This is a genomic window from Roseicyclus sp., assembly GCF_965662675.1.
GTDB lineage: Bacteria > Pseudomonadota > Alphaproteobacteria > Rhodobacterales > Rhodobacteraceae > Roseicyclus.
In genome coordinates, this window is sequence record NZ_CBFIIK010000033.1 from 1 (window position 1) to 22,664 (window position 22,664).

At 62.9% G+C, this 22,664-nt stretch carries 20 protein-coding genes; 4 read left to right on the forward strand and 16 right to left on the reverse strand.

The features are described from left to right. On the reverse strand, nucleotides 1-600 hold a 600-nt coding region (locus tag ACTG4J_RS07280), incomplete at its 3' end, for a LysR family transcriptional regulator (RefSeq protein WP_439138312.1). 10 nt (nucleotides 601-610) lie between these two features. Next, complete coding sequence (locus ACTG4J_RS07285; RefSeq protein ID WP_439138314.1) at nucleotides 611-1,486, reverse strand: DUF1932 domain-containing protein; 876 nt, start codon at nucleotides 1,484-1,486, stop codon at nucleotides 611-613. Between the two features lie 171 nt (nucleotides 1,487-1,657). Here ACTG4J_RS07285 and ACTG4J_RS07290 point away from each other — a divergent pair, with 171 nt between their 5' ends. From ACTG4J_RS07290 to ACTG4J_RS07300, 3 genes are read left to right on the forward strand one after another with little or no spacing between them, the layout of a single operon-like run. Next, complete coding sequence (locus tag ACTG4J_RS07290; RefSeq protein ID WP_439138315.1) at nucleotides 1,658-2,389, forward strand: PIG-L deacetylase family protein; 732 nt, start codon at nucleotides 1,658-1,660, stop codon at nucleotides 2,387-2,389. Continuing rightward, nucleotides 2,386-3,060, forward strand: coding sequence for a 4-carboxy-4-hydroxy-2-oxoadipate aldolase/oxaloacetate decarboxylase (locus ACTG4J_RS07295; RefSeq protein WP_439138317.1), 675 nt, complete (start codon nucleotides 2,386-2,388; stop codon nucleotides 3,058-3,060). Before ACTG4J_RS07290 ends, ACTG4J_RS07295 begins: the two co-directional genes overlap by 4 nt. After that, the gene (locus ACTG4J_RS07300) at nucleotides 3,053-4,126 is read left to right on the forward strand and encodes a 4-oxalomesaconate tautomerase (protein WP_439138318.1); all 1,074 of its coding nucleotides are present in this window, start codon (nucleotides 3,053-3,055) and stop codon (nucleotides 4,124-4,126) included. Before ACTG4J_RS07295 ends, ACTG4J_RS07300 begins: the two co-directional genes overlap by 8 nt. Here ACTG4J_RS07300 and ACTG4J_RS07305 read toward each other — a convergent pair. The 14 genes from ACTG4J_RS07305 to ACTG4J_RS07370 all read right to left on the reverse strand — a co-directional run bounded on the left by ACTG4J_RS07305 (nucleotide 4,116) and on the right by ACTG4J_RS07370 (nucleotide 21,921). Then, the gene (locus ACTG4J_RS07305; protein WP_439138320.1) at nucleotides 4,116-4,865 is read right to left on the reverse strand and encodes a TSUP family transporter; all 750 of its coding nucleotides are present in this window, start codon (nucleotides 4,863-4,865) and stop codon (nucleotides 4,116-4,118) included. The two genes, ACTG4J_RS07300 and ACTG4J_RS07305, sit on opposite strands and share 11 nt — an antisense overlap. Nucleotides 4,866-4,887: 22 nt before the next feature. After that, nucleotides 4,888-6,549, reverse strand: a complete 1,662-nt coding sequence (locus ACTG4J_RS07310; protein WP_439138322.1) for a thiamine pyrophosphate-binding protein — start codon at nucleotides 6,547-6,549, stop codon at nucleotides 4,888-4,890. After that, nucleotides 6,546-7,646, reverse strand: coding sequence for a 4-oxalomesaconate tautomerase (locus tag ACTG4J_RS07315; RefSeq protein ID WP_439138324.1), 1,101 nt, complete (start codon nucleotides 7,644-7,646; stop codon nucleotides 6,546-6,548). The genes ACTG4J_RS07310 and ACTG4J_RS07315 overlap by 4 nt, the downstream gene beginning before the upstream one ends. A gap of 9 nt (nucleotides 7,647-7,655) precedes the next feature. After that, nucleotides 7,656-9,671, reverse strand: a complete 2,016-nt coding sequence (locus ACTG4J_RS07320) for a tripartite tricarboxylate transporter permease (protein WP_439138326.1) — start codon at nucleotides 9,669-9,671, stop codon at nucleotides 7,656-7,658. Nucleotides 9,672-9,792: 121 nt separating this feature from the next. Then, nucleotides 9,793-10,890, reverse strand: a complete 1,098-nt coding sequence (locus ACTG4J_RS07325) for a tricarboxylate transporter (protein WP_439138328.1) — start codon at nucleotides 10,888-10,890, stop codon at nucleotides 9,793-9,795. Nucleotides 10,891-10,952: 62 nt separating this feature from the next. Beyond that, a complete protein-coding gene (locus ACTG4J_RS07330; RefSeq protein WP_439138329.1) occupies nucleotides 10,953-11,699 on the reverse strand; it encodes a transporter substrate-binding domain-containing protein in 747 nt (248 codons plus the stop codon). Next, the gene (gene prpF, locus ACTG4J_RS07335; protein ID WP_439138330.1) at nucleotides 11,696-12,859 is read right to left on the reverse strand and encodes a 2-methylaconitate cis-trans isomerase PrpF; all 1,164 of its coding nucleotides are present in this window, start codon (nucleotides 12,857-12,859) and stop codon (nucleotides 11,696-11,698) included. The genes ACTG4J_RS07330 and prpF overlap by 4 nt, the downstream gene beginning before the upstream one ends. Then, nucleotides 12,856-15,579 carry an aconitate hydratase AcnA gene (gene acnA, locus ACTG4J_RS07340; protein WP_439138332.1) on the reverse strand — a complete coding sequence of 908 codons (2,724 nt, stop codon included), beginning with the start codon at nucleotides 15,577-15,579 and terminating at the stop codon, nucleotides 12,856-12,858. The genes prpF and acnA overlap by 4 nt, the downstream gene beginning before the upstream one ends. Before the next feature lie 139 nt (nucleotides 15,580-15,718). After that, complete coding sequence (locus ACTG4J_RS07345; RefSeq protein ID WP_439138334.1) at nucleotides 15,719-16,615, reverse strand: LysR family transcriptional regulator; 897 nt, start codon at nucleotides 16,613-16,615, stop codon at nucleotides 15,719-15,721. Between the two features lie 214 nt (nucleotides 16,616-16,829). Beyond that, entirely contained in the window at nucleotides 16,830-17,693 is an 864-nt protein-coding gene (locus ACTG4J_RS07350) for an amidohydrolase family protein (protein WP_439138336.1), read from the reverse strand. Then, nucleotides 17,690-18,688, reverse strand: a complete 999-nt coding sequence (locus tag ACTG4J_RS07355; RefSeq protein ID WP_439138338.1) for an ester cyclase — start codon at nucleotides 18,686-18,688, stop codon at nucleotides 17,690-17,692. Before ACTG4J_RS07355 ends, ACTG4J_RS07350 begins: the two co-directional genes overlap by 4 nt. Beyond that, nucleotides 18,685-19,566, reverse strand: coding sequence for a carbohydrate ABC transporter permease (locus ACTG4J_RS07360; protein WP_439138339.1), 882 nt, complete (start codon nucleotides 19,564-19,566; stop codon nucleotides 18,685-18,687). The genes ACTG4J_RS07355 and ACTG4J_RS07360 overlap by 4 nt, the downstream gene beginning before the upstream one ends. 3 nt (nucleotides 19,567-19,569) lie before the next feature. Next, nucleotides 19,570-20,598 (reverse strand): carbohydrate ABC transporter permease, encoded by a 1,029-nt coding sequence (locus ACTG4J_RS07365; protein WP_439138340.1) that lies wholly within the window; start codon nucleotides 20,596-20,598, stop codon nucleotides 19,570-19,572. An 84-nt stretch (nucleotides 20,599-20,682) separates the two neighbouring features. Next, nucleotides 20,683-21,921 carry an ABC transporter substrate-binding protein gene (locus tag ACTG4J_RS07370; protein WP_439138342.1) on the reverse strand — a complete coding sequence of 413 codons (1,239 nt, stop codon included), beginning with the start codon at nucleotides 21,919-21,921 and terminating at the stop codon, nucleotides 20,683-20,685. 285 nt (nucleotides 21,922-22,206) lie between these two features. Here ACTG4J_RS07370 and ACTG4J_RS07375 point away from each other — a divergent pair. Next, nucleotides 22,207-22,664, forward strand: a 458-nt coding sequence (locus ACTG4J_RS07375; RefSeq protein WP_439138344.1) for an ABC transporter ATP-binding protein, incomplete at its 3' end; no start/stop codon positions are given.

Sequence of the window (22,664 nt, forward strand, 5' to 3'; positions counted from 1 at the left end):
CAACCATGCCGCCCGCGCCAAGGGCAGCGCGCCCACCCTGATCGGCCCTGCCGTGACGCCGTCGATCGCGGCCAACTCGGCCTCGGCCTGCGCCAGTTCCGCCAAGGCCAGCCGCGCGGCCCGCGCCAAGGCCTGCGCCGCGCGGCCCGCGCGCATGCCTTGGCTGGCACGGGTGAACAAGGCGCGTCCGGCCTCGGCTTCCAGCGCGCCGACACAGCGCTGCACACTGGGCGGCTTCAGCCCAAGGCGCGCGGCAGCGGATGCGAAGCCGCCATTTTCCACCGTGGCGATCAGCGCGTGCAACTGCGCGGCGCTGGCGGTCAGCCCCAGCCGCGGTGAAAGATCGGCAAAGGCCTGATCCAAAATGGAAAACGCACGCAAGACCCGCGGATGAAGCGCGTGGCCGCGCGCCGTTAACGCACCGCCCATCCGCCGCATGAACAATGGTCCGCCCGCGCGACGCTCCAAGGCGGCAAGCGCTTGGCTGGCGGCGGGTTGTGACACCGCACATTGTGCCGCCGCCACCGAGAGGCTTCCGCCCGCATGCAGCGCCAGAAAGAGCCGCAGATGGCGCAGATTGTCACTCAGCCCCCGGCTCATAGATCACCGCTCACAGCCGCGCCAAAACCCGGTCGAGACGCGCGATCAGGTCGTCCTCGCCCGGATCGGCATGGGTGGCGGCGACGATATCTTGCCACTGGGCCGTGGCGCTGCTCAGACCGGGGTAAAGCCCCAAGCCTTCGACCGTTTTTGCGACTTCGCGCAGTTCGGCCGCGCGCCGCGCGCCATGCACGACCATCCGCTCGATATTGTAGGCCCCGCGCTTGCGCCACGCGATATCGGGGTCGGAGGCCTCGAGCGAGGCGATCACCTGTTGCTCGACGCCCGCACGACGGGCGGACAGGAAACATTCGGCCACCAAGGCCTCCAGCCCCTTGATCATCACCGAGCGCAGCATCTTGATGGTCGAGGCGGCACCGACCGTATCGCCCACCACCTCGGGGTGCATCCCTAGTGCGGCAAGGGCCAGGGCGGCCGCCTCGGCCTTGGGCGCGGCCAATTTGACCGGCACAAGATGCTTCTTGGGATGGACCGGCGCCATGATCGCCATGTCGATGTAATGGGCCCCCGCCCCTTCGATCGCGGTGGCGGCGTGGCGCTTGGTGTCGGGCGCGCAGGAATTACCATCGAGCCACAGCGCGCCGGGCTTGAGTGCGCCCGAAGCGGCCGCCGCCATCGCAGCCTCGGCCGCGCGATCGGCGGTGATCAGGCAAAACACCAGATCGGCATCCTTGAGCGCGCGGGCCAGATCGGGCGCAGGCGTCACCCCATGGGCTGCTTGCCGCGCCGCCATCGCCGCGTGCTGATCTTGCATCGTTATTTTCACATCGAAGGCGGTGATCCGCGTTGGATCATCCAAGGCCCAACCGCTGACAAAGGCTGTTGCCGCCTCTCCGAAACCAATCATGGCGATACGGGTGGTCATCGGCGCTGTTCCTTTGCGGATATAGACATCGTCTAACACCAAGGCTTGCATGACAGCACCGTCTTGTCGAGGTAAAGAAGTATATTCTTATATTCCAGATCGCGGTTTGGATTTGCCAGCACGCCCTGGATTGCGGATGATGCATGACCGCTTGCAAGGGACAAGATCATCATGACCGAACAACCAACAGCCCTCATCATCTCGGCCCATGCTGCAGACTTCGTATGGCGCTGCGGCGGTGCCATCGCGCTGCATGCCCAGATGGGCACCCGCGTGACGGTGGCCTGTCTGTCCTTTGGCGAGCGCGGCGAAAGCGCAAAGCTGTGGAAAGAGGGCAAGACGCTGGAAGAGGTCAAGGCGATCCGCCGCGCCGAGGCGGAAGCCGCCGCCGCGGTTCTGGGCGTGCATGAGCTGGTCTGCTTCGATCTGGGCGATTACCCGCTGCATCTTGAGCGCGAGGATAAATACGCGCTGGTCGATCTGATCCGCCGCGTGCAGCCCGCCTGGATGATGAGCCATAGCCAATACGACCCCTACAACACCGACCACATGTACATGACGCAAATCGCGCTCGAAGCGCGGATGATCGCGCAGGCTTGGGGTCACAATCCCGGCCAAAAGGTTCTGGGCGCGCCGCAGCTTTACCTGTTCGAGCCGCACCAGACCGAACAGATGGGGTGGAAACCCGATGTCTTCCTCGACATCACGCCGGTCTGGGACAAGAAACGCGCTGCGATGGAACATATGAACGGCCAAGCCCATCTGTGGGAATACTACACCCGCGTGGCCCAACAGCGCGCCAATCATTTCAAGCGCAATTCCGGCGGTCAATCGGGCGGGCGCGATTGCAAATATGCCGAAGGCTTCCAGTCGGTGTTCCCGCGCACGGTGGATGCGCTATGAGCGGCGTCGTGATCCAAAACATCCCGCGCGCAGAGGCGGATGTCATTGCCGCACTCGCGCAAGCGGGCGTGGCCACGGTGCATGAGGCGCAGGGGCGCACGGGATTGATGGCCGCCAAGATGCGGCCCATCCAAGACGGGATTGCGCGCGCAGGCAGTGCCGTGACCATCAGCGCGCCGCCCGGCGACAATTGGATGGTCCATGTCGCCATCGAACAGCTACAACCGGGCGATTTTCTGGTTCTCGCCCCCACAAGCCCCTGTGACAACGGCTATTTCGGCGATCTTCTGGCGACATCCGCCATGGCGCGGGGATGCGTCGGGTTGGTGATCGATGCGGGCGTGCGCGATATCCGCGATTTGCGCGCGATGGGCTTTGCGGTCTGGTCGACCGCGATCAGCGCGCAGGGCACGGTCAAGGAGACGCTGGGATCGGTCAACATCCCGATCGTTTGTGCCGGTGCCGCGGTGCAGCCCGGCGATTTGATCGTCGCCGATGATGACGGTGTGTGCGTGGTGCCGCAGGCGCAAGCGGTCCATGTGCTGGCCGAGGCGCAAAAGCGCATGGCCGCGGAAGAGGCCAAGCGCGTCCGGCTTGCCACGGGCGAACTGGGCCTTGATATGTACGCCATGCGCGAACGGCTAGCTGAAAAGGGCCTGCGCTATGAGTGAGGGCATCCCCTGCCTTTGGATGCGGGGGGGCACATCCAAGGGGGCGTATTTTCTGGCGCGCGATCTACCGGCCGAGCGGGCGGCGATCGATGATCTGCTCTTGCGGATCATGGGCAGCCCCGATCCGCGCCAGATCGACGGGATCGGGGGGGCCGATCCCTTGACCTCCAAGGTGGCGATCCTGTCACCATCGGCGCGCCCGGATGCGGATGTGGATTACCTGTTCTTGCAGGTGTTCGTGGATCAGGCGCTGGTCAGCGATGCGCAGGGCTGCGGCAATATCTTGGCCGGTGTCGGCCCCGCCGCGATCGAGCGGGGCTTGGTGGCCGCGCAACCGGGCGAGACGCCAGTGCGCATCCACATGGTCAACACCGGCGAAGTGGCCGTGGCGCGTGTGGCGACGCCGGGGGGCCGCGTCAGCTATGATGGCGACGCGCGCATCGACGGGGTGCCGGGGGCGCATGCGGGCATTCCCTTGATGTTCGCGGGACTTGCGGGGTCGATGACGGGGGGGCTGATGCTGCCCAGCGGCGCGCCTGTTGACCGGATCGAGGGGGTGGACTGCACGCTGATCGACATGGGCATGCCGATCGTCGTGATGGATGCCGCCGATTTCGGCCTTGCCGGCCAAGAGCGGCGCGAGGCGCTGGACGCCGACGCGGCGCTGAAAGCCCGGATCGAGGCGATCCGCCTGATCGCCGGGCCGATGATGGGATTGGGCGATGTGACCCTTAAAAGCGTACCCAAGATGACGCTGGTCTCGCCCGCCACGGCGAGTGGCACGATCTCGACCCGCAGCTTCATCCCCCATCGCTGCCATGCCACCATCGGCGTTTTCGCCGCCGTCAGCGTGGCCGCGGCCGCTGTGCTGCCCGAAGGGCCTGCAGCGCGGTTGGCAAAGCTGCCTGCCGATGATTTTTTCCGCATCGAACACCCCACGGGTGCGGCCGAGGTGATGCTCGCGCGTGACGCCACAGGCGCGATCACCGCCGCTGGCACGCTACGCACCGCGCGCAAGCTGATGGATGGGTTGGTTTTTCCGGGGCCTGCGCGGCCTAGCCCGTGATCCCCTGATAGATCAACCGCAGCGAGATCAAGATCAGCAAGATATCGAGCGCGCGCTTGAAATTCACATCCGACATGCGGTTCAGCACCAGCTTGCCCGCATAGGTCCCCACCAGCCCCGCCACGATCAGCGCCACGATCACGCCAGCCCATTCGCCGAAGGCAAAGCCCAACAGCCCGAAGATCACCACCTTCAACGCATGCTGCACTGTCATCAGCGTCGCATGGGTCGCCACATGGGCGTGGCGGTCGAGCTTGAAGGATTTGGTGTAATTGGCCACGAACACCCCCGTCGCGCCGAAGAACATGGTCAGGAAGCTGGAAATTCCCCCCGCCATCCATGGCAGCCGCGTCAGCCAAGCGGGCGGCTTGGCCAGCACAGACCAGATGATGAAAAACCCCAAGCCAATCTGCACGGCATTTGGTGGCAAATCGACGACCACCAACCCGCCAAGCGACGCCCCGATGACCGAGCCCAGCACGAAACCGCCCAAGGCCGGCCGATGCAGATAGCGATAAAGCATCGCCGCCCGCCCGGCATTGGACCCAAGCTGCACTACCCCATGCACCGGGATGATCGCCGCAGGCGGCATGAGTGTCGCCATGAACACAAGCAACAGCGCCCCACCCCCGATCCCCAAGGCGGCCGTGATGAATGAGCCGACAAAGCTCATCACCACCAAGACCCAAAAGGCCAGTTGCGTCAGCCCCTCGGGCAAGGTGGTAAGGATGTCCAACATCGGTCTTTCTCTACGATCTTGCTCAGCTCTTGGGCGGATGCGCGCGGCGGATCACCGGCGATGCAACTTGGTCCGAGATCGGGATATCAAGCAACATCGCCCCCTCACCCGCCGCGAAATCGGCAATCAAACCGGGCAGCACGGCCAGATCGCCCAACCGCGCACCCTTTATCCCAAAGCCCCGCGCGATGGCCGCCAGATCGGTATGACCGAACACCGCACCCGCGTCGGACAGCCCCTCGGCCCTGAGCTTGTGAATTTCCGAGCCGTAAGCGCCGTCATTCAGCGCCACGATCAGGATCTTCAGCCCATGGCGCGCGATGGTCTCCAACTCCTGCATATGCATGAGCAGGCTGCCATCGCCATCGAACAGGACCACGGGGGTATCGGGCCGCGCGGCGGCCACACCCATAGCAAAGGGCAAGCCGTTTCCGATCGCGCCAAACTCGCGGATCGTCAGGAAGCGGCGCTGCGCGCGCGAGGGCCTTTGCGCGGTGAAATAGGAACAATGGCCCGAGGAGTTCACCATCTCCCAGTCCTGCGGCAAATGGGTTTCCAATTCGGCGATCACGTCGCGCGGATCATGCAGGCCGGGGATAGGGTCGAATGCGGTGCTGTCGGCGGGCGCTGTGGCGATGCGGTGGGCAAGCGCGTCGGTCCGCCAGCCCGGATCACAGGGCGAAAGTGCTGCGAGGATCGCCTCCACCCCCAGCCGTGCATCGGCGCGCAGATGGTCATGGGCGGCGATCCGGCCCTGCGCCAATGTCGTGGGTTCCGTGTCGATCTGCAGCACGCGCGCCTTGGGCCACAACTTGCCCCCATCGGCATTGTGATGGCTAAGCGAGGTGCCGACCGCGATCACGAGATCAGCCTCGGCAAAGCAATCGCGCGCGGTCTCGGTCGCGAAACCGCCCGCGACGTTGAGGTTGAAGGGATGGCCCGCGAAAAGCCCCCGCGCGGGCAGCGTGGTGGCCAAAAGACCGCCCAAGCGGTCGGCCAAGTCCGCGCAAGCCGCACCCGCCCCGCTCTCAACAGCGCCAAGCCCTGCCATGACGACCACGCGCTTTGCCCCCGCCACCAGCGCCACGGCGCGCGACAGATCGTCGGGATTGGGCGGCATGGGTGAGGTCACAGGCATCAGGCTGGACGAGGGGGCGGGCAAATCCCCCTGCCCCGTCCAAGCCGCGTTCTGCAGGTCGAAGGGGATGCCGACGACGACAGGCGCGCGCGTCATCCGCGCCTCGAGGAAGGCATCGCGCAACCCCTCGGCCAGCCGCGCGGGATGGTGCAGCGCGCGATAGGCCGCCCCCGTCGCCGCGACGAAGGGAGCCTGATCGATCATCTGGTTGTACCATGCCGATTTCAGCGGCGCCTCACCCGCCAGCACCACCAGCGGAATGCGCGCGCGCACCGCCGCAGGCAGGGCCGTGGCCAACTGCGTCAGGCCGGGGCCGCAGGTGACGGTGGCAAAGCCCACGCCGCCGGTCTTGCGCGCATGGGCCATTGCGGCGGCCACAGCGCAATGCTCGTGGCGGACATAGATCATCGGGCAGCCCGCCTCGGCGAGCCGCGTGGCGAAATTCATGTTGGCGTCACCCAAAAGCGCGAAACACGCGCCGGGTTCCTCTTGCGCCGCCACATCGGCCAAGACGTCAAAAGCGTGCCGCCCCATCGCGCCGCTCACCCCTGCAAAAGGCCGGGAGGCACCATCGCCTCGCCCCGCGCGATCATCCGCGCGGTCCGCACCAGCCCCGCCGATTTCATCACGAAACCGGCCGCGGTCTGGTCGTAGTCAACCGTCACCTCGATAATCCCCATCGGATGCTCGATCTTCATCAACGCGGGCACCTCGTTGGGGATGACGCCCAGACCATCGGCCACAGTGCCGGGGGTCAGCGTGCAGGCGGCAAGGCACTGGCTGCCCGTGACCGCCATCGAGGGGTGGCAATTCCACGGCATGAAATAGCGCGCCGAAATCGCGCCGCCGTGGCGGGGGGCTGACAGCAAGCCGATCTTGGGCATGACGGATTTGGTCACATCGCCCAAACCCATGCGCCGCCCGGCCTCAAGCCGCATGGGCTCCATCTTGGCATAGAGATCACGGTTAGCGTCGAGTTCTTCTGCGGTCTCGTAGCCCGTGAGGCCGAAATCGGCGGCGCGCCCGATCATCATCGGCATGGCCACATCCATCAAGGTGACCTCGATCCCGTCAATCACATCGCGCGGCTTGCCGGTGGGCAGGAAGGCCCCGCAAGATGAGCCCACCACATCGAGGAATTGAAGGCCCACAGGGGCGGCCGTGCCGGGAACACCGTCGATCGCGGTCGTGCCCTCATAGCTCACACGCCCGCCGGGGGTATGCACCCGCGCCTCGACCGTGGCGCCGGTGTTGACAGCCCGGATACGCACGGTGGTCACACCATCTTGCGCCGCGACCAAGCCCATCTCGATGGCGGCGGGGCCGACACCCACAAGGATATTGCCGCAGGTCGGTTTGAAATCGACCAGCGCCTCTTCCACGGCGACTTGGCCAAAGAAATAATCCACATCGATCCCCGGCGCGTCGGATTTCGAAAGCATCGCGACCTTGGTCGTCACCGCCACGCCGCCGCCCAGACCATCGATATTCTGCGGATGGCCCGCGCCCACCACGGCCACCAGCACACGGGCCAAGGCATCCAGGTCCTCGGGCAGATCGACACGGTGGAAATAGGGCCCGCGCGAAGTGCCGCCGCGCATGAACAGGAACGGAATTGGATCTTGGTATAGGGCGTTTGTCATGTTCATATCTCAGGTAAAGGGCCATGGCAGATCGACGTAGTTTTGCAGCAAGCCCGGCGGGAAATCGCGGTTCAGAAGATCGGCGAAGAACAAGATGAAGCCAAGGCCCACCGCTGCGAATACTAGCGCCATAGCCCAAGAAAGCCCTGCCCGAAGCCGGAAAAAACCCACGAAAAACAGCGCCAAGGCGATGATGAAGCCAAAAAGCCCCGTTAGCACCAAGAGCCCGAAGAACCATGCCAAGGTGCCCCAGAGTGAATGGGGTGCCTCGCCATCATCGCCGCCGGTTTCCATGTCGATGAAAACATCATCGGTCTCGGGCCGCAAGATCATCCGCACCATCAACGCCAGACAGCCCAAAAGCGTCACGATGCCAACGGTCAGCGGAAAGACCTTGTCGCCAAAACGCGAGACGGTGGCCGCATCCACGGTAGCAATGGCGACATAAAGCGTGATCAGGCCCAAGAACATAAGCGGCGCGCGCTTGGTGCCGGTATGTGTGGTGATATTCTCGCGGATGTTCTTGGCTTGGCGGATGCCGATGACGATGGACAGCACCGTCAATATCAACAGCGTCACGGTGATGGGCGAGACCAGGTAATCGATCCCCGCCTCGAAACTGCGCCGGAAGCGCGCGGCCCCAATCTGGGTCGCCATGTTCACGAATTGCTCGGCCTGTGTGGATAGAACGAAGCCGATCAGAAAAGCGGGGCGCGAATAATCGAAGCGGCGCAAGAAGATGCCGATGACACCAACCAGGACAAGCGCGATCAGATCGCCAAATGACATGCGTGACTGGAAGGCAGCAAAAGCGATCATCATGAACAAGAATGGGGCCAGCAGCGTGAAACGGATCGTCGTCAGCCGCGCGATCTGACCCGACAAGAGCACGCAAAGCCCCGCACCGACCACATTGGCAAGCGCCAGAGACCACACGATCGTATAGGTGATATCGAGGTCTTGGCGGATCATCGCAGGCCCCGGCGACATGCCCAAGAGGGCCAAGCCACCCAAGAACACCGCCATCGAGCCCGATCCGGGGATGCCGAAGATCAGCGTCGGCACAAGGCCACCGCCCTCTTTCGCGTTGTTCGAGCTTTCGGGCGCGATCACGCCGCGGATATCGCCTTGACCGAACTGCTCGCGGTTCTTGGAACTCTGCACGGCATAGCCATAAGCGATCCAATCCACGACTGAGCCGCCAAGCCCCGGGATCACGCCGACGATCACGCCGATCCCCGCGCATTTCGTTGACAGCCATTTGTTGGCCCACCAATCGCGCAGCCCCTCGGCCCAGCCTGCGCCCAACATCCCCGATTTTGAGATGGCGCGGTCTTGCCGCAAGAGCGAGACGACCTCAGGGATCGCATAGATGCCAAGGCCGATGATCACCAATTGCAGACCATCAACCAGATAGGGGAAATCATAGCTCGACATCCGCAGCGAGCCGCCCGCAGGGGCCGCACCAATGGTGCCGACCAAGATGCCAAGCCCCGCAGCCACCACGCCCTTGAGCGGGATGCGCCCCGCCAAGATCGCCACCATCGACATGCCGAGGATCGTGATCATCAGCATCTCGGGCAGGCCGAAGGCCAGGATCAGGGGGCGCGCGACAAAGATAATCGCGGTGAGCACCAAGGCCCCCAAAAGCCCGCCGTAAAGCGACGAAACAAAGGCAGCTGATAGTGCGCGCGCCGCCTGCCCCTTGCGCGACAGGGGGAAACCATCCAGCACGGTCGCTTGGCTGGACGAACTGCCCGGTATGCCCAGAAGGACCGAGGAAAATGTATCCGATGTGGGGACCACAGCGATCAAACCCACCATCAGCGCAAGGCCAGAGATCGGGTCCATCCCGAACATGAAGGGCAAGACCAGCGACAACCCCGCGATCCCGCCAAGCCCCGGCAAAACCCCGATCGACAGGCCCAGCAAAACGCCCGCGACCATGTACATCAACTGTTCCGGCTGAAAAATCAGAAAAAGGGCATTGATCAGCGCCGGTCCGGCGGTGGCGAGCAGGTCCATCGGCTCAGTCCTTATTGTAATTCTTGTCGTTACGACCCCGGTCGGACAGGGCGACAGCGCCGCCCTGCCCCACCAGAAAGGAAGCCCGGCACATCATTGGATATGCCGGGCAGGTTTTGGGTCACTGAAGGGAAACACCGAAGCTTTCTTGTAGCCAGTTAACGACGAATTCACGCGCCTCAGGCTGGACCTGCGTGCCCAGACGGAAGGCCGCTTGTGCAGCGCCACCGGTCATCTGCGGATAGACGCCCAGTTCCTCGGCTGCGACAGCCCAGAAATCATCGCGCGCGAAGATCTCATCAAGCGCCTTGGTGTAGGCATCGACCATCTCTTGCGAGGCCGTGCCGGGCAAGAAAAGCATCTTGTTGGCCGGGAAGCCCGCTGTGAAGAAGGTCACCCACGCATCCCAGGCAAGGCCTTCGGTCTCGCAGCCGGGCGTCGCTTCGCAAACCTCGGCGAAGGTCGGGATGTCGGGGAAGGATGGATCGCGGATGATGTTGCCCTCGTCATCCAGCGCGCCCCAAGCCATCATCGGCACGGCCAAGCCGCCATCGACCAAGGGCTGGACGGCCTGAATGTAAGAAGAACTGGTTTGGTAATCGATATTCGCCTCACCGCGCTCGAACATAAGACGGCCGTCACCGCGCCCTTCCATGCCCAGAACGGAATCGACGTTCAGGCCCAACATCTGCCATGCAAGGTTCGGCACGAGGTCAAGGCCCGTGGCGCTTTGCACGCCCCAGATGAAGTTTTCATCGCGCAGGCTTGAGGCATCCAGACCGCTCATCTTGGCGGCTGTATCAGGCGGCAAATAGGCCACGCCGCCTGTGCCCGATACCAACAAGACCTTCCAGTCGTTGTATTCATAACGCACGCGCGGATCGCCCAAGAGATAGGGGAACTGGGTCGAGCCCGAGGTGCCGAAGATCAGCGTGCCGTCATCGGTGGTCTGTTCTTGGAACCAGTTTGCCCCCGTGGTCGAGCCGCCGCCGGGGCGATAGCCCACCACCACTGTGGGATTGCCCGGCAAATGCTGGGTCAGGAAGGGGGCCATCACATTCGCCCAGCGCGCAGTACCGCCCGACTCTGAGAAGGGGATCACGAATTCGACGGTTTTGCCCGACAGATCGACCTGGGCCGATGCCGTCCCGGCGAGTGCGGTGGTTGCAGCCAGAATGGCCGCCGCGCCGACCAAGCGGCGTGCAGTTTGTTGGAACATGGTATTTCCTCCTTGGACTTTTAGGGTTTGCATCTCGTCTCCTCCTTCGATGCTGCTTTCGGTTATTCGCTCTTGGCCGCCATGAGGGCGGCACCTTCAACACCGTGGCGCACCAGCGCCTCAGCGAAGAACCCATCCGCGAGAGATCGCGAAATGATATGATCGAGGCGGTTGATCAGCTTCGCCTCCAGCGCTTTGGGGATGCCCAAGGCCTGTTCGATGAGCATGAAATATGGCTCGATCAGGCGCAGGCCGCCGATCCGCGCCGCATCCGCTTCAAGCTGCCCGCGCACGCCTGCGGCAACATCAAGACCAAGCCGCAGAAAGGTATCAACCACCTCGGGCGAGGTGCTTTCGCGCATCAAGGTCGCTTTGCGGATGGTGCGGGTCAGAAACAGATCATAGGCGCTGCCACGCCCGACACCGATCAAGACGCCGCTTTGGTCGACATCCTCGTTGCAAAGGTAGGTGGAATGCTCGCGCACAAGGTAATTTCCTTGGATCGCAAGATAGGGGCGGGTAAAGGCGACCTTGTCCGCGCGGGCCGGATCGGCGGCGAAAAAGCCGAGGTCACAGGCACCATTGCCGACAGCGGCGGTAGCATCCTTCGCCGCGTCGAAGGTCATCAACTGGCATGCAAGGCCAAGCTCATCTGCGATCCGCCGGGCCAGATCGACCGAAACCCCGGCGGGCGATCCTTTGGCATCGCGATAGGCAAGGATCGGGTTGCCGTAGTTGATTGCGACGCTCAGCACACCCGGGATTGCCGTGGCAAGGGTATCGCCCTGTTCCAAGACCGCACCCATCATGCCGCCCCGCCCTGCAACAGCGCCTCGGGCACCAGCACGGCGCCTTCCATCAAGCGGCGCGCGCTGCGGCTCATGGTGACGGAGGTGACGGCCCAAGCGCCATCGCGCATCGCGGTTTGCGCGCCGACCGACAGGGTTCCCGACGGGTGGCCAAAGCGCAGGCCCGAGCGCGCGCCGCCCAGCGTTTGACTGACCACCGTGCCGGGAATGGCCGCCGCCGCCGCAAGCCCCACCGCACCTGTGCCGGTCATGGCGTGGTGCAGCTTGCCCATGGAAAAGATGCGCGCGTTTATCTGGATATCATCGGCCGCCACCGCCTGCCCGCTGGAAGCGACATAGGACCGAGGCGGGGCGACAAAGGCGAGTTTCGGCGTATGGGGGCGCAACAGCGTGGCCTCATCGACCGTTGCGGCAACGCCCATGACCACCGCGCAATGGGCGCGGATCGCCTCGGCGCGCGCAAGCAGCGCGGTATTGCCGTTAATGTCGGCCTGCAGTTCCGCGCCGGTCAGCCCGAGGGTCGCGGCGCTCACGATGATCGCGGGATTGCCCGCGTTGATCAGCGTGGCCTCGATCGGGCCGACACCGGGGATATCGCGCGTCTCGATCACCTTGCCCGTGGGAAACATCCCCTCGGACTGGGCGGCGTCTTGCAAAAACTCGAGCGGGATTTCAGCGGCGGGAAAGGTGACGCCGTCGAGCACGAAATCGCCGCCCTCGACCACCTTGCCGTTCTGCACCGGCACCTGCGCGATAATCTTGGCGCGGATGTTGGTCTGCCAGATCCGGACGGTGACCACCCCGTTTTCAGGCGATGCCACCAGCCCTTGCGAGATGGCAAAGGGCCCCACGGCCGAGGTCAGGTTGCCGCAATTGCCCGACCAGTCGATCACCGGATCCCCGATCGAGACCGCGCCAAAAGTATAGTTCACATCGCAATCATCGCGCTCGGCCGGGCCGATAATGACCACCTTGGTGGTGCTCGATGTGCCACAGCCCATCCCGTCGATCTGCTGGCCATAGGGATCGGGGCTTCCGATCACGCGCAGCAAGACACGCTCGCGGATGGTCGGATCACTGGGCAGCCAATCCTTGTGGAAAAAGACGCCCTTGCTGGTGCCGCCGCGCATAAACACGGCCCGGATCGGGGTTTGCATCATGAGTGCTGCCCTTCTGTTTGCCTGTTGAAAATTTCCCGCAAAACGAAGGGCACGATGCCGCCATGGCGGTAGTATTCGACCTCGATCACGGTATCGAGGCGCACCAGCAGTGGCACCTCGACCACGCTGCCATCGATGCGCGACACGACCAAGGTCGCGGCCTGTCGCGGTGCCAACGCCCCCTCCAGCCCTTCGATGTCAAAGCTTTCCGAGCCGTCAAGCCCAAGGCTTTCGCGCGAAAAACCCGGCGCGAATTCCAGCGGCAAGACGCCCAGCAGCACAAGGTTCGAGCGGTGAATGCGCTCGAAGCTTTCGACGATGACGGCATTCACGCCCAAAAGCCGTGTGCCCTTGGCCGCCCAATCGCGCGCCGATCCGGTGCCGTATTCCTTGCCGCCAAACACGATCATCGGCGTGCCTTGGTCCTGATAGGCGGTCGCCGCATCGTAGATGGGCATGATCTCGGTCTGGCCCGAGGGGGCGCGATAGATCGTTCGCCCGCCTTCCTCGGGGGCGCCATCATTGCGGAGCGGCAGCATCAGGTTCTTGATGCGCCGATTGGCAAAGGTGCCGCGCATCATGACCTCGTGATTGCCCCGCCGCGAGCCGTAGGAATTGAAATCGCAGGGCGCCACATCGAGGGCTTGGAGATATGCACCGGCGGGCGTGTCAGCGCGGATCTCGCCCGCAGGGCTGATATGGTCGGTGGTCAGCGAGTCGCCAAACATCGCCAAGGCGCGGGCCGCGACGATGCGCCGATTGGGTTCGGGCGTCAGGGCAAAGTCATTGTAAAAGGGCGGTTGCAACAAATAGGTCGATTGCGGCCAGTTATAGATCTGCCCTGACCCGGACGCCAAACCATCCCAATCGGCCCCACCATCGCCAAGTCGCGCGGTCGCCCGGTAGGATGCAACGCCGACATGATCGCGGATTACGCCCTCGACCTCGGCATCTGTGGGCCAAACATCATGAAGGAAAACCGGCAAACCGTCCTTGCCAGTTCCAAGAGGCTCTGTCGTGATGTCAATGGTCATGGAGCCCGCCAGCGCATAGGCGACGACCAGCGCGGGCGAGGCAAGGAAATTGGCCTTGAGGCTGCCATGCACACGGGCCTCGAAATTGCGGTTGCCCGACAAAACGGCGCAGCAGACATACTGTTCCTCGTCCACCACGCGCTCGATCGCGGGATCAAGCGGCCCGGAAAAACCGATGCAGGTCGTGCAGCCATAGGCCACAACGTCAAAGCCAAGCGTTGACAGCGGCGACAAGAGCCCCGCGCGACCAAGGTAATCAGTCACCGCGCGCGATCCCGGCGCGAGTGACGTCTTGATATGGGGCGCGACCGCCAGCCCCAGATCGACCGCCTTGCGCGCCAAAAGGCCGGCGGCCACCATCGCAGAAGGGTTGGAGGTGTTGGTGCATGAGGTGATCGCCGCGATCAAGATATCGCCATGGCCGACAGTCACATCACCCGACACCGCGCGCCTTTCGACATCGGGATCGACACCGTAACCGCCCGTTGCGGCGGGCTGTGCCAGAAGGTTACGAAAGCTATTCTTGGCCGCGCTGAGCGAGATACGATCTTGCGGTCGCCGCGGCCCGGCGATGCAAGGCACCATGGTGGACAGATCGATGGTGATGACGCGGCTATAATCGATCTCGCCACGCTGCGGGATGCCGAACATGCCCTGCGCCGTCAGATAGGCCTTGAGCACATCGGTCGGGCGGTCGGTCTGGCGGAAATAATCAAGCACCGCCTGATCGGTGGGGAAAAAGCCGATGAAGGCCCCGTATTCAGGCGCCATATTGGCGATTGTCGCGCGCGTCGGCACCGGCAGGGCCGCGACACTCGCGCCGAAGAACTCCACGAAATCGCCGACGACACCTTCGCGGCGGAGCCGCTCGGTGATGCTTAAGACAATATCGGTGGCCGAGACGCCGGCGGGCACATCGCCCAACAACTCGACCCCCGTCACATTGGGCGACAGGAAATAGATGGGCTGGCCCAGCATACCTGCCTCGGCCTCGATCCCGCCGACACCCCAGCCCAGAACCCCGATGCCATTGACCATTGTTGTGTGGCTGTCGGGGCAAACGACGGTATCGGGGAAATACACCCCCGCGGCCGCACAAACCCCGGTGGACAGGCGTTCAAGATTGACCTGATGGCAAATCCCCACCCCCGGCGGGATGACATTGACCCCGGCGAAAGCTTGTGCGCCCCATTTGAGAAAGCGATAGCGTTCCGCGTTGCGCTGAAACTCCAGCCGCATGTTGTGCTGCAAAGAGAGCGCCGAGCGCACGCTGTCGACCTGCACCGAGTGATCGACAACCAGATCGACATGCACCATCGGCTCGATCAAGGCCGGATCGAAGCCCAGTTTTACCGCCGCATCGCGCATTGCGGCCAAATCAGCGATAATGGGTACGCCGTTGAGATCTTGCAGAAGAATGCGCGACGGCACCAGCGGCACTTCGCCATGACGCGCACCGTTGGGCTGCCAGCCTGCCAGTTCCTTCACATGCTGTGCCGTGACCTTGGTGCCATCACAATGTCGGATGGCGGCCTCCAGCAAGATCCGGATCGAGACCGGCAGGCGCGAGACCTTGGCCACACCCCGGCGTTCCAACTCGGGCAGCGAAAACAGCGCGCCGGTGCCACCGCCGGGCAGCGCAAATTCCGTCAGAACATCGAATTCCGGTGACAAGTCCACGCGCATCTGCCCCCCACAGATCTATGTGCGCCCGGACGCCTTGATCAGGCTTGGCCGGGACCACACAACCCTAGCGGGCTAAAGGGAGGTTCGCCCAACACGCTTGACAGGGTGGCCACCCAAAAAAATTTATGGGGGGTGGCGCTCAGGCCGAATGCGTATCGTTGCCCGCAACGGACCGCAGGATATCGACAAATGCGGAAAGCGCCGCGGAGTCGACCGCGTCGATGGGCCTGATCAGCTGAACCGAAAGTTGCTGCACGGGCGTGATCGGGCGCGCAACCAACCCCGCCGGTTGGATCGCCGAAAAATAGAACGGCTCGACCAGCGCAAGGCCCACGCCTTGATGAACCAGACGAATGGCGGTGATCGTCTGGCTGACCTGCAACGACAGGTTTGGGTGAAGATCGAATTCTTCGAACAGCTTCTCGACCTTGGCGCGCAGCCAATCGCCGTCATCATAGGTAATAAGACGCTCGCCCGCGATATCGGTCACCGCGATCTGCGCCTTTTGCGCCAGCGGATGGGAGTGCGGCATGACGCAGATCATCGCCCCTTGGGTCAAATCCTCGACCCGCAGCCCCGCACTTTCAACCTCGCCATAGCAGGCGCCAAGGTTCAATTCGCGCGACAAGACCCGCTCGATGATCTCGGGCGTCTGAAGGGAGTGGATGGTAACATCCACTTCGGGGTGCGACTTGGCGAAGATCGACACGGCATCGACCAAATAGCCGTTGGACAATGCCAGGGTTCCCGCGACATTGATCCGCCCCAAACGCCCCTTGGCCAGCGACCGCGCATTCTGGCTGAGCCGGTTGACCCGTCGGAAGATGTCCGAGATCTCGGGAAACAGCGCCTCGGCCTCGGGCGAGGCCTTGAGCCGCCCACCCACCCTTTCGAACAGCTGTATGCCCAGCTGCGACTCAGTGTGCTGCAAGACCGTGCTTACCGACGGCTGCGACACGTTCAACAGTTTGGCCGCGCCCGTGACTGACCCTGTCTGCAAGATTGCCTGCAGAACCTCGATTTGTCGCAAGCGCATCGACGCCTCCAGATATCAGGTGCCTGACGCAGTCCAGCCACTCGTTTGACGCACGGTATGGGGGCCCATCGCGAAGTCAAGCATGGCCTGCGCCTCTCCCAAGAATTAACCAACCCGAAAAGCGTTCGTTTTCAAACGCATTGGACGGGGTGGTTCGCAAAAGCATTTTGGCCAGTGTGTGTCTAAAGGTGTGTGTCTAAAGCAGTGCGGCAGCTTAGATATTGTAGAACCGCGCGGCATTGGCGCCAAACACCGCCGCGTGATCATGATCCGGGACAAGCGCGCTGTAGGCGTCGATCAAGCTTTCATAACCGGAATAGAGGCTATCGACCGGAAAGTTCGAGCCGAACATGCAGCGCGAGGGTCCGAATTGCGCAAGGCAGGTTTCGACGATGGGGCGGATCGTGTCGGTCGTCCAATGATGATCGAACATGCCCAGACCCGACAGCTTGCAGACCACATTGGGGCGGTCCGAGAGATGGACAAGCGCGCGCGCCCAATCTGCCAGCCCTTGCGCGCTGCGGTCGTGCGGGCTGCCGGCGTGGCAAAGCGCAATGGGTGTGTCGGGGGCCTCATCAAGCACGCGCGCCATCCGCGCATATTGTTCGGGGATGAGTTGCAGATCGAAGCTAAGGCCCCGGCCAGCCAGATCGCGCAGACCTTGGGCAAAGGCGGGGTTGTCGAGCAGCGCATCCGTGCCGGTCGCGGCATCTTCGCCCGGGGCGCGACCGACGATCTGACGCAGCCCGCGCAAGGATGAAAGCGTCTGCAAACGGTCGATGACATTGCCCGCATCAGGGGCGGTCAGATCGCAAAAGGCCACTTGCACCAGCGGCCAATCGGGGGCGGTGTCGGCAACGGATTGGACCCATTGCGCCTCGACCCAAGGGTCGGCGGCACCGACCTGAATATGCACCGATGCCGCAAAGCCCGCCGCATCTTGGCGAAACCGGGCCAAGGGATAGTCACGCTGGATGGGCGTCGGATCACCGAAAAACCGCGTGATGCCCTTGGCCATGAGCCAAGGGTATGCGACCGCGCCAAGCGACCAAAGATGGTGGTGGGCATCGACCCTCATCCGCCGATCTCGGTCGCGCGGGCAAGGATATCGACACCTTGGCTTTTCCAGTAATGCAGCAGGTCGATGAAGACCCAATTCTCGGCCAGCTTGTCGCCCGCGCGGCGATATACGTCGATCACGCGAAACTCGCCCAGCTGCCCAGTGGCGGGCATGCCCATGAAACCGCCGGTATGGCGGGCGGTGAAATTCGGCCAGCCGAAAAAGCCGCCATAATGCCCTTCGGCCAGACGCGCGACATGGCCTGTACCTGTGCGGTCGGTAAAGGCGGCGCGGAAGGGGCCGGAATGTTGCTTGGCATAGCGTTCGATGGTGTAGCTGGACCCGATCCCATGTGGCCCCCACCAGATCATGTCGTCATGCCAGGTGCGCGCCAGCTCCTCCTCCAGCGGTAAGCCAAGTTGCCATGTCCCCAAATCGCCGATCATCGCATTGATCGCGGCCAGGGTCCGCTTGCCAGCATCCGCCGGTTGGGGGGTATCGAGCAGGCCGTCATGGGTCATCGGCCCGGGCTGCACCATGAAAGCGCCAGTTTGCGGGCCGAACGGGTTTTGGCCCGCTTGCGCCATCAGATGGGGGATATCGATATAAAAGGCGGTCTCGGCGATCCGGCCATCGCGGACACGCTCGAAGCTGCAATATCGCAAGAAGACCATCTTGCGGGTCGGGCGTATCCCAAGCCATGGCGCGTCGAACAACCCCATGAGATGGCCCATCGACACGACCCACGTGCTTTGGAAGCCGTCGATTTCGTTCAGACCAGCGAAAAAGATGTCCTCGCGCCGCTGCAGCCGGGTGAGCGCGGTCTTGAGCGGATCCCAAAAGGCATCGGCCACGGCCCCTGCCCCGGTCAGATCGCCGAAAGGGTGATAGCCGCGCCATCGGTAGTCATCGCCGATATGGGGCGCGAGCGCGGCCGCAGTGGCACCTGCGGGCGCGGTGTCGATGGCCGCTTGCGCGGCGCGAACGACCTGTTTGGCCTGTTGCAGTGTCATCCCTTGACAGCCCCCGCCGTCAGGCCGCTGACGATCTGGCGCTGGAATACCATGATCAGCACGAACAAGGGCGCGGTGGCAGACACAACGGCGGCAACGGCGAACATGACGTTGCCCTCGACCTGCACCGATCCGAGGAATGAAGCGATCTTGGGCACCATTGTCTGGTTCTCTTGGCTGAGCAGCATCGCGGTCACGGCGAAATCATTATACGCCAAAAGAAAGCTGAACAGCCCCGTGGTGATCACCCCCGGCCACATGACCGGGATGATCACGTGGCGAAACGCCTGAAACCGAGTGCAACCATCGACCATGGCGCTTTCATCCAGATCCTTGGGGATGTTCAGAAAAAAGGAATGCAGCATCCATAGCGTGAAGGGCTGGTTGATCGCCACCAAGACGATGATCGCCGTCGGCAGGTGCCCCCAAAGGTTCCATTCGAAAAACGGCAGCATATAGCCCGAGACCAGCGTGATATGCGGCATGGCGCGAAATACCAGCGCGATCATCAACAGCCAAAAGGCGTAGCGGAACCCCGAGCGCGCCAGCGCATAGCCCCCCAGCGTGCCAAGTGTCAGCGAGATCGCGACGGTGCACAAGACGACGATGCCCGTATTCATCACGTTGCGCCAAAACCCGCTTTCGATCCACGCGCCGACATAGCCTTGGCCTGTGAAAGGCCCGCCCGTCTGGGCGTTCGTCATGGGGCCGGTCAGCGCATTCATCCAATCGGCACGCGAAAAGAAATCGCCCTGCACCTTGAGCGACCCCCAAAAGGTCCAGACAAAGGGAAAGGCGGCAAGGATAAGCCACAAGACGACAAAGCCCGTGGACAAGATGACCAGCGGCGTCGATCTGCGATATGCGGCACCCGTCATGGCTTAGGCCCTCTTGCGGTTGAAGTCGCGCCAGGTGCGGATCAGCACCGGCGTCAACAAGATCGCGACGCCGATGATCGTCAGCACCGATGTCGCCGCCGCCGACCCGAATTGCTGCACATCCCCGCGCAGATGCGAATAGATCAGGTAGGACAGCGAGGTGGCGCTGGCCTGCGCCTGAAAGCCCACGATCGGCTCGAAGACGCGGAAATTATCCATCAACTGCATCAGCGTGATGAACACGGCCAATGGCATCAGATGAGGGATCACGACATAACGAACACGCTGCCAGCGCGTGGCCCCATCGATCATCGCCGCCTCGAGCGTTTCGGCAGGCACCGTCTGCAGCCCGGCATAAAAGACGATGAAGGCGAAGGGGGCCGAGTGCCAGACACCGTAGACGAAAAGCGTCAGCCAGGTCAGGGTCGGTGATGCCTTCAGCGACAGGTTGGGATCATCGAACAGGATTTGCAGCGTGGCCCCGATCACCCCTTGGGCGTCGATCATCCAAAACAGCACAAGCGATCCAATCAGCGGCGTCACGATCATCGGCAAGAGCGAGAAGAATATCGTCGGCCCCCGCAACAGCCGCGGCAACCCATTCACCCCCAGCGCGATCGCGAGGCCCAAGACCAGCACCAGTGGCGTCACGATAAAGGTGAACGAAAGCGTGAACGCCAAGGCCTTGTAGAATGGCAGGTTCAACACCTGACCGAAAAACTGGCCGATGCTTTCGCGGCTCTGCCAGGCTTGGGCCAGTTCGGCGGTGGCGAGATGCGAACGATTGAAATACGTCCCCAAGCCGTTGAAACGCCCCAAGGGTTGCGCATCGCGCAGTGCCGCCGTGGCCTCGCGGTCGACACGGGTTTCTTCCGTGCAGCCAAATGGGCCGCAATTCTCGACCGTGACCAAGACCTGCTCATGGGCGACGAAGAGCGACTGCACGATGACCGATACGATGGGCAAGGCAATGAACAGGATCATCGCCGCCAGAGACGGCAAGATGAACCAAAGAAATGTCCGGTGGGGCATCGCGGCGCCTCGGGTCAGCGGCGGAAGAAAAGTACGTGAAAGGACGGGCGCGGCGGGGGAGAGAGCCGCCGCGCCCGGCTGGGCTTATTGCAGAAAGCCCTGTTCGCGCGCTGCCGCGATATAGGCGGCCTCGACATCGGCAAGCGCCTGTTCGGCGCTCTCCTGACCTTGCAGGAATTGCGCCAATTCATTGCCGAGCGCGGTGTGCATCAAACCCACATAGGGCAGCATCGGATAGGGCCGCGCACCCGCCGTAGCGGTTGCCGCAACACCGGCCGCCGGTGCACCGGGGGTGTAACCCTCCATCAGCCAGACCGCGGCGTTGTTATTGGCCGAGATCACCTCGGGACGCAGACCATGCATCAAGGCTTGGAAGGTCGCGGCCGCATCCTCATCCGCGATATTGGCGGCGATGGTGAAGCCATCCCACCACAGGGTCGAGGCGGGCAATGTGCCACCGCCCACGGCGGGTGCGGCGATCAGGCTGGTATTGCCGGTGATCGCGGCGGTGGAATTTTCGTCATCGAGAATGGCCCCGCCGCGCGAGCCCCACATATAGGCCATCGCCAATTCGCCCGACTCCCACAAGGCTTGGGTGGCATTGCTGTCGAAGGTCAGGAAATCGGGGTTGGCGTAGTCGTTCAGCGCCGCCAGCATTTCGAGCGTGGCAAGGCCGGTTGCGTTGTTGATCGCGGGTACGGCGCTACCGGCTTCGAAAAGCTCGCCACCAAAGCCCATATACATGTTCACGAATTCCTCGCCGAGGTTCCACCCCGCAGCGGTGTTCATCGCGAAGGGATGTTCCATGACGCCCGCCTCGCGGATCTTGGCCAGAACCGCCAAGACCTCTTCATAGGTGCCGGGCGCTTCGGCACCGACCTGCGCGAGGATATCGTCACGCACAAACAAGTGCTGCGCATTGGCCATGAAGGCCACCGCCATCACCTGACCATCGATGGTGATCCGGTTGAGTTGCGGTAGATCGGGGGCGTATTGCGCGATCAGATCGTCGAGCGGGCGGATCAGCCCCTCGTTCATCAAGGGCACGATCGACGAGTTTGCAACGATGGCGCTGGTGTATTCAGCGGGATTCGCCGTCAGCGCCGCGACCTGAATATCGCGATGCTCTGTCGTTTGGTTGGCCGACACCGCGACCGTCGCGCTGGCGCATTCGGCGGCACCGGCTGCCATGGCTTGCAGCGCCGGGAAGTCATTGGACAAGATGGACACCCGCCCAGCTGAAATCCCGCAATCGGCAAATGCGCCGCTGGCGCCAAGGATCACGGTCAAGGCCGTGAGTGTGGAAAGCTTTTTCATGGTCATCACGACAGAACTCCCTGTGATGTCGTTGTCGTTTCTTGGCGATGGCCACCCGACGATCGGATCCCCGCCTGACGTTATTGCCAGTGTAAGGCACCCCCGACCACGAATCGCCGAAGGTTTGCATACGTTGTCAAATCTGATGCAGGATACACCCCAGAAGCAAGGATTTTCAGCGCTTGAAGCAAAGATTATTCCTTTTTAAAATATAACTTGCGTGAAATCGCGACTTCGATTTAGCGTCATGCAAACGTATGCAAGTATTCGCCCCAAGGAGGGGGCTTTGGCATGGCCGAAATCCAGCTCCGCAATATTTCGAAGCGATGGGGCTCCTTCATCGGCGTGGAAAATTTCAACCTGACGATCACGGACCGGGAATTTCTTGTACTGCTCGGGCCATCGGGCTGTGGCAAGACGACGACGATGCGCATGATCGCAGGGCTGGAAGAGGTGACCGAGGGCGACATCATCATCGATGGCAAGCGGGTCAATGACCTCGACCCCAAGGACCGCGATGTCGCCATGGTTTTCCAAAGCTACGCGCTTTACCCCAACATGAATGTCTATGAGAATATCCGTTTCCCGCTCAAGGTGCGGCGTATCCCCGAGGATGAGCATGACACCCGCGTGCGCCGCGCCGCCGCGATGGTCGAGCTTGACGATTTCCTGCACCGCCGCCCCGCCGAATTGTCGGGCGGCCAGCGCCAGCGCGTGGCGCTTGCGCGCGCGATCGTGCGCGAACCCAA

Coding starts and splice junctions, on each gene's coding strand:
- ACTG4J_RS07285 (WP_439138314.1), bottom strand. CDS start 1,486: ATGACCACCCGTATCGCCATGATTGGTTTCGGAGAGGCGGCAACAGCC.
- ACTG4J_RS07290 (WP_439138315.1), top strand. CDS start 1,658: ATGACCGAACAACCAACAGCCCTCATCATCTCGGCCCATGCTGCAGAC.
- ACTG4J_RS07295 (WP_439138317.1), top strand. CDS start 2,386: ATGAGCGGCGTCGTGATCCAAAACATCCCGCGCGCAGAGGCGGATGTC.
- ACTG4J_RS07300 (WP_439138318.1), top strand. CDS start 3,053: ATGAGTGAGGGCATCCCCTGCCTTTGGATGCGGGGGGGCACATCCAAG.
- ACTG4J_RS07305 (WP_439138320.1), bottom strand. CDS start 4,865: ATGTTGGACATCCTTACCACCTTGCCCGAGGGGCTGACGCAACTGGCC.
- ACTG4J_RS07315 (WP_439138324.1), bottom strand. CDS start 7,646: ATGACAAACGCCCTATACCAAGATCCAATTCCGTTCCTGTTCATGCGC.
- ACTG4J_RS07320 (WP_439138326.1), bottom strand. CDS start 9,671: ATGGACCTGCTCGCCACCGCCGGACCGGCGCTGATCAATGCCCTTTTT.
- ACTG4J_RS07325 (WP_439138328.1), bottom strand. CDS start 10,890: ATGTTCCAACAAACTGCACGCCGCTTGGTCGGCGCGGCGGCCATTCTG.
- ACTG4J_RS07330 (WP_439138329.1), bottom strand. CDS start 11,699: ATGATGGGTGCGGTCTTGGAACAGGGCGATACCCTTGCCACGGCAATC.
- prpF (WP_439138330.1), bottom strand. CDS start 12,859: ATGATGCAAACCCCGATCCGGGCCGTGTTTATGCGCGGCGGCACCAGC.
- acnA (WP_439138332.1), bottom strand. CDS start 15,579: ATGCGCGTGGACTTGTCACCGGAATTCGATGTTCTGACGGAATTTGCG.
- ACTG4J_RS07345 (WP_439138334.1), bottom strand. CDS start 16,615: ATGCGCTTGCGACAAATCGAGGTTCTGCAGGCAATCTTGCAGACAGGG.
- ACTG4J_RS07350 (WP_439138336.1), bottom strand. CDS start 17,693: ATGAGGGTCGATGCCCACCACCATCTTTGGTCGCTTGGCGCGGTCGCA.
- ACTG4J_RS07355 (WP_439138338.1), bottom strand. CDS start 18,688: ATGACACTGCAACAGGCCAAACAGGTCGTTCGCGCCGCGCAAGCGGCC.
- ACTG4J_RS07360 (WP_439138339.1), bottom strand. CDS start 19,566: ATGACGGGTGCCGCATATCGCAGATCGACGCCGCTGGTCATCTTGTCC.
- ACTG4J_RS07365 (WP_439138340.1), bottom strand. CDS start 20,598: ATGCCCCACCGGACATTTCTTTGGTTCATCTTGCCGTCTCTGGCGGCG.
- ACTG4J_RS07370 (WP_439138342.1), bottom strand. CDS start 21,921: ATGACCATGAAAAAGCTTTCCACACTCACGGCCTTGACCGTGATCCTT.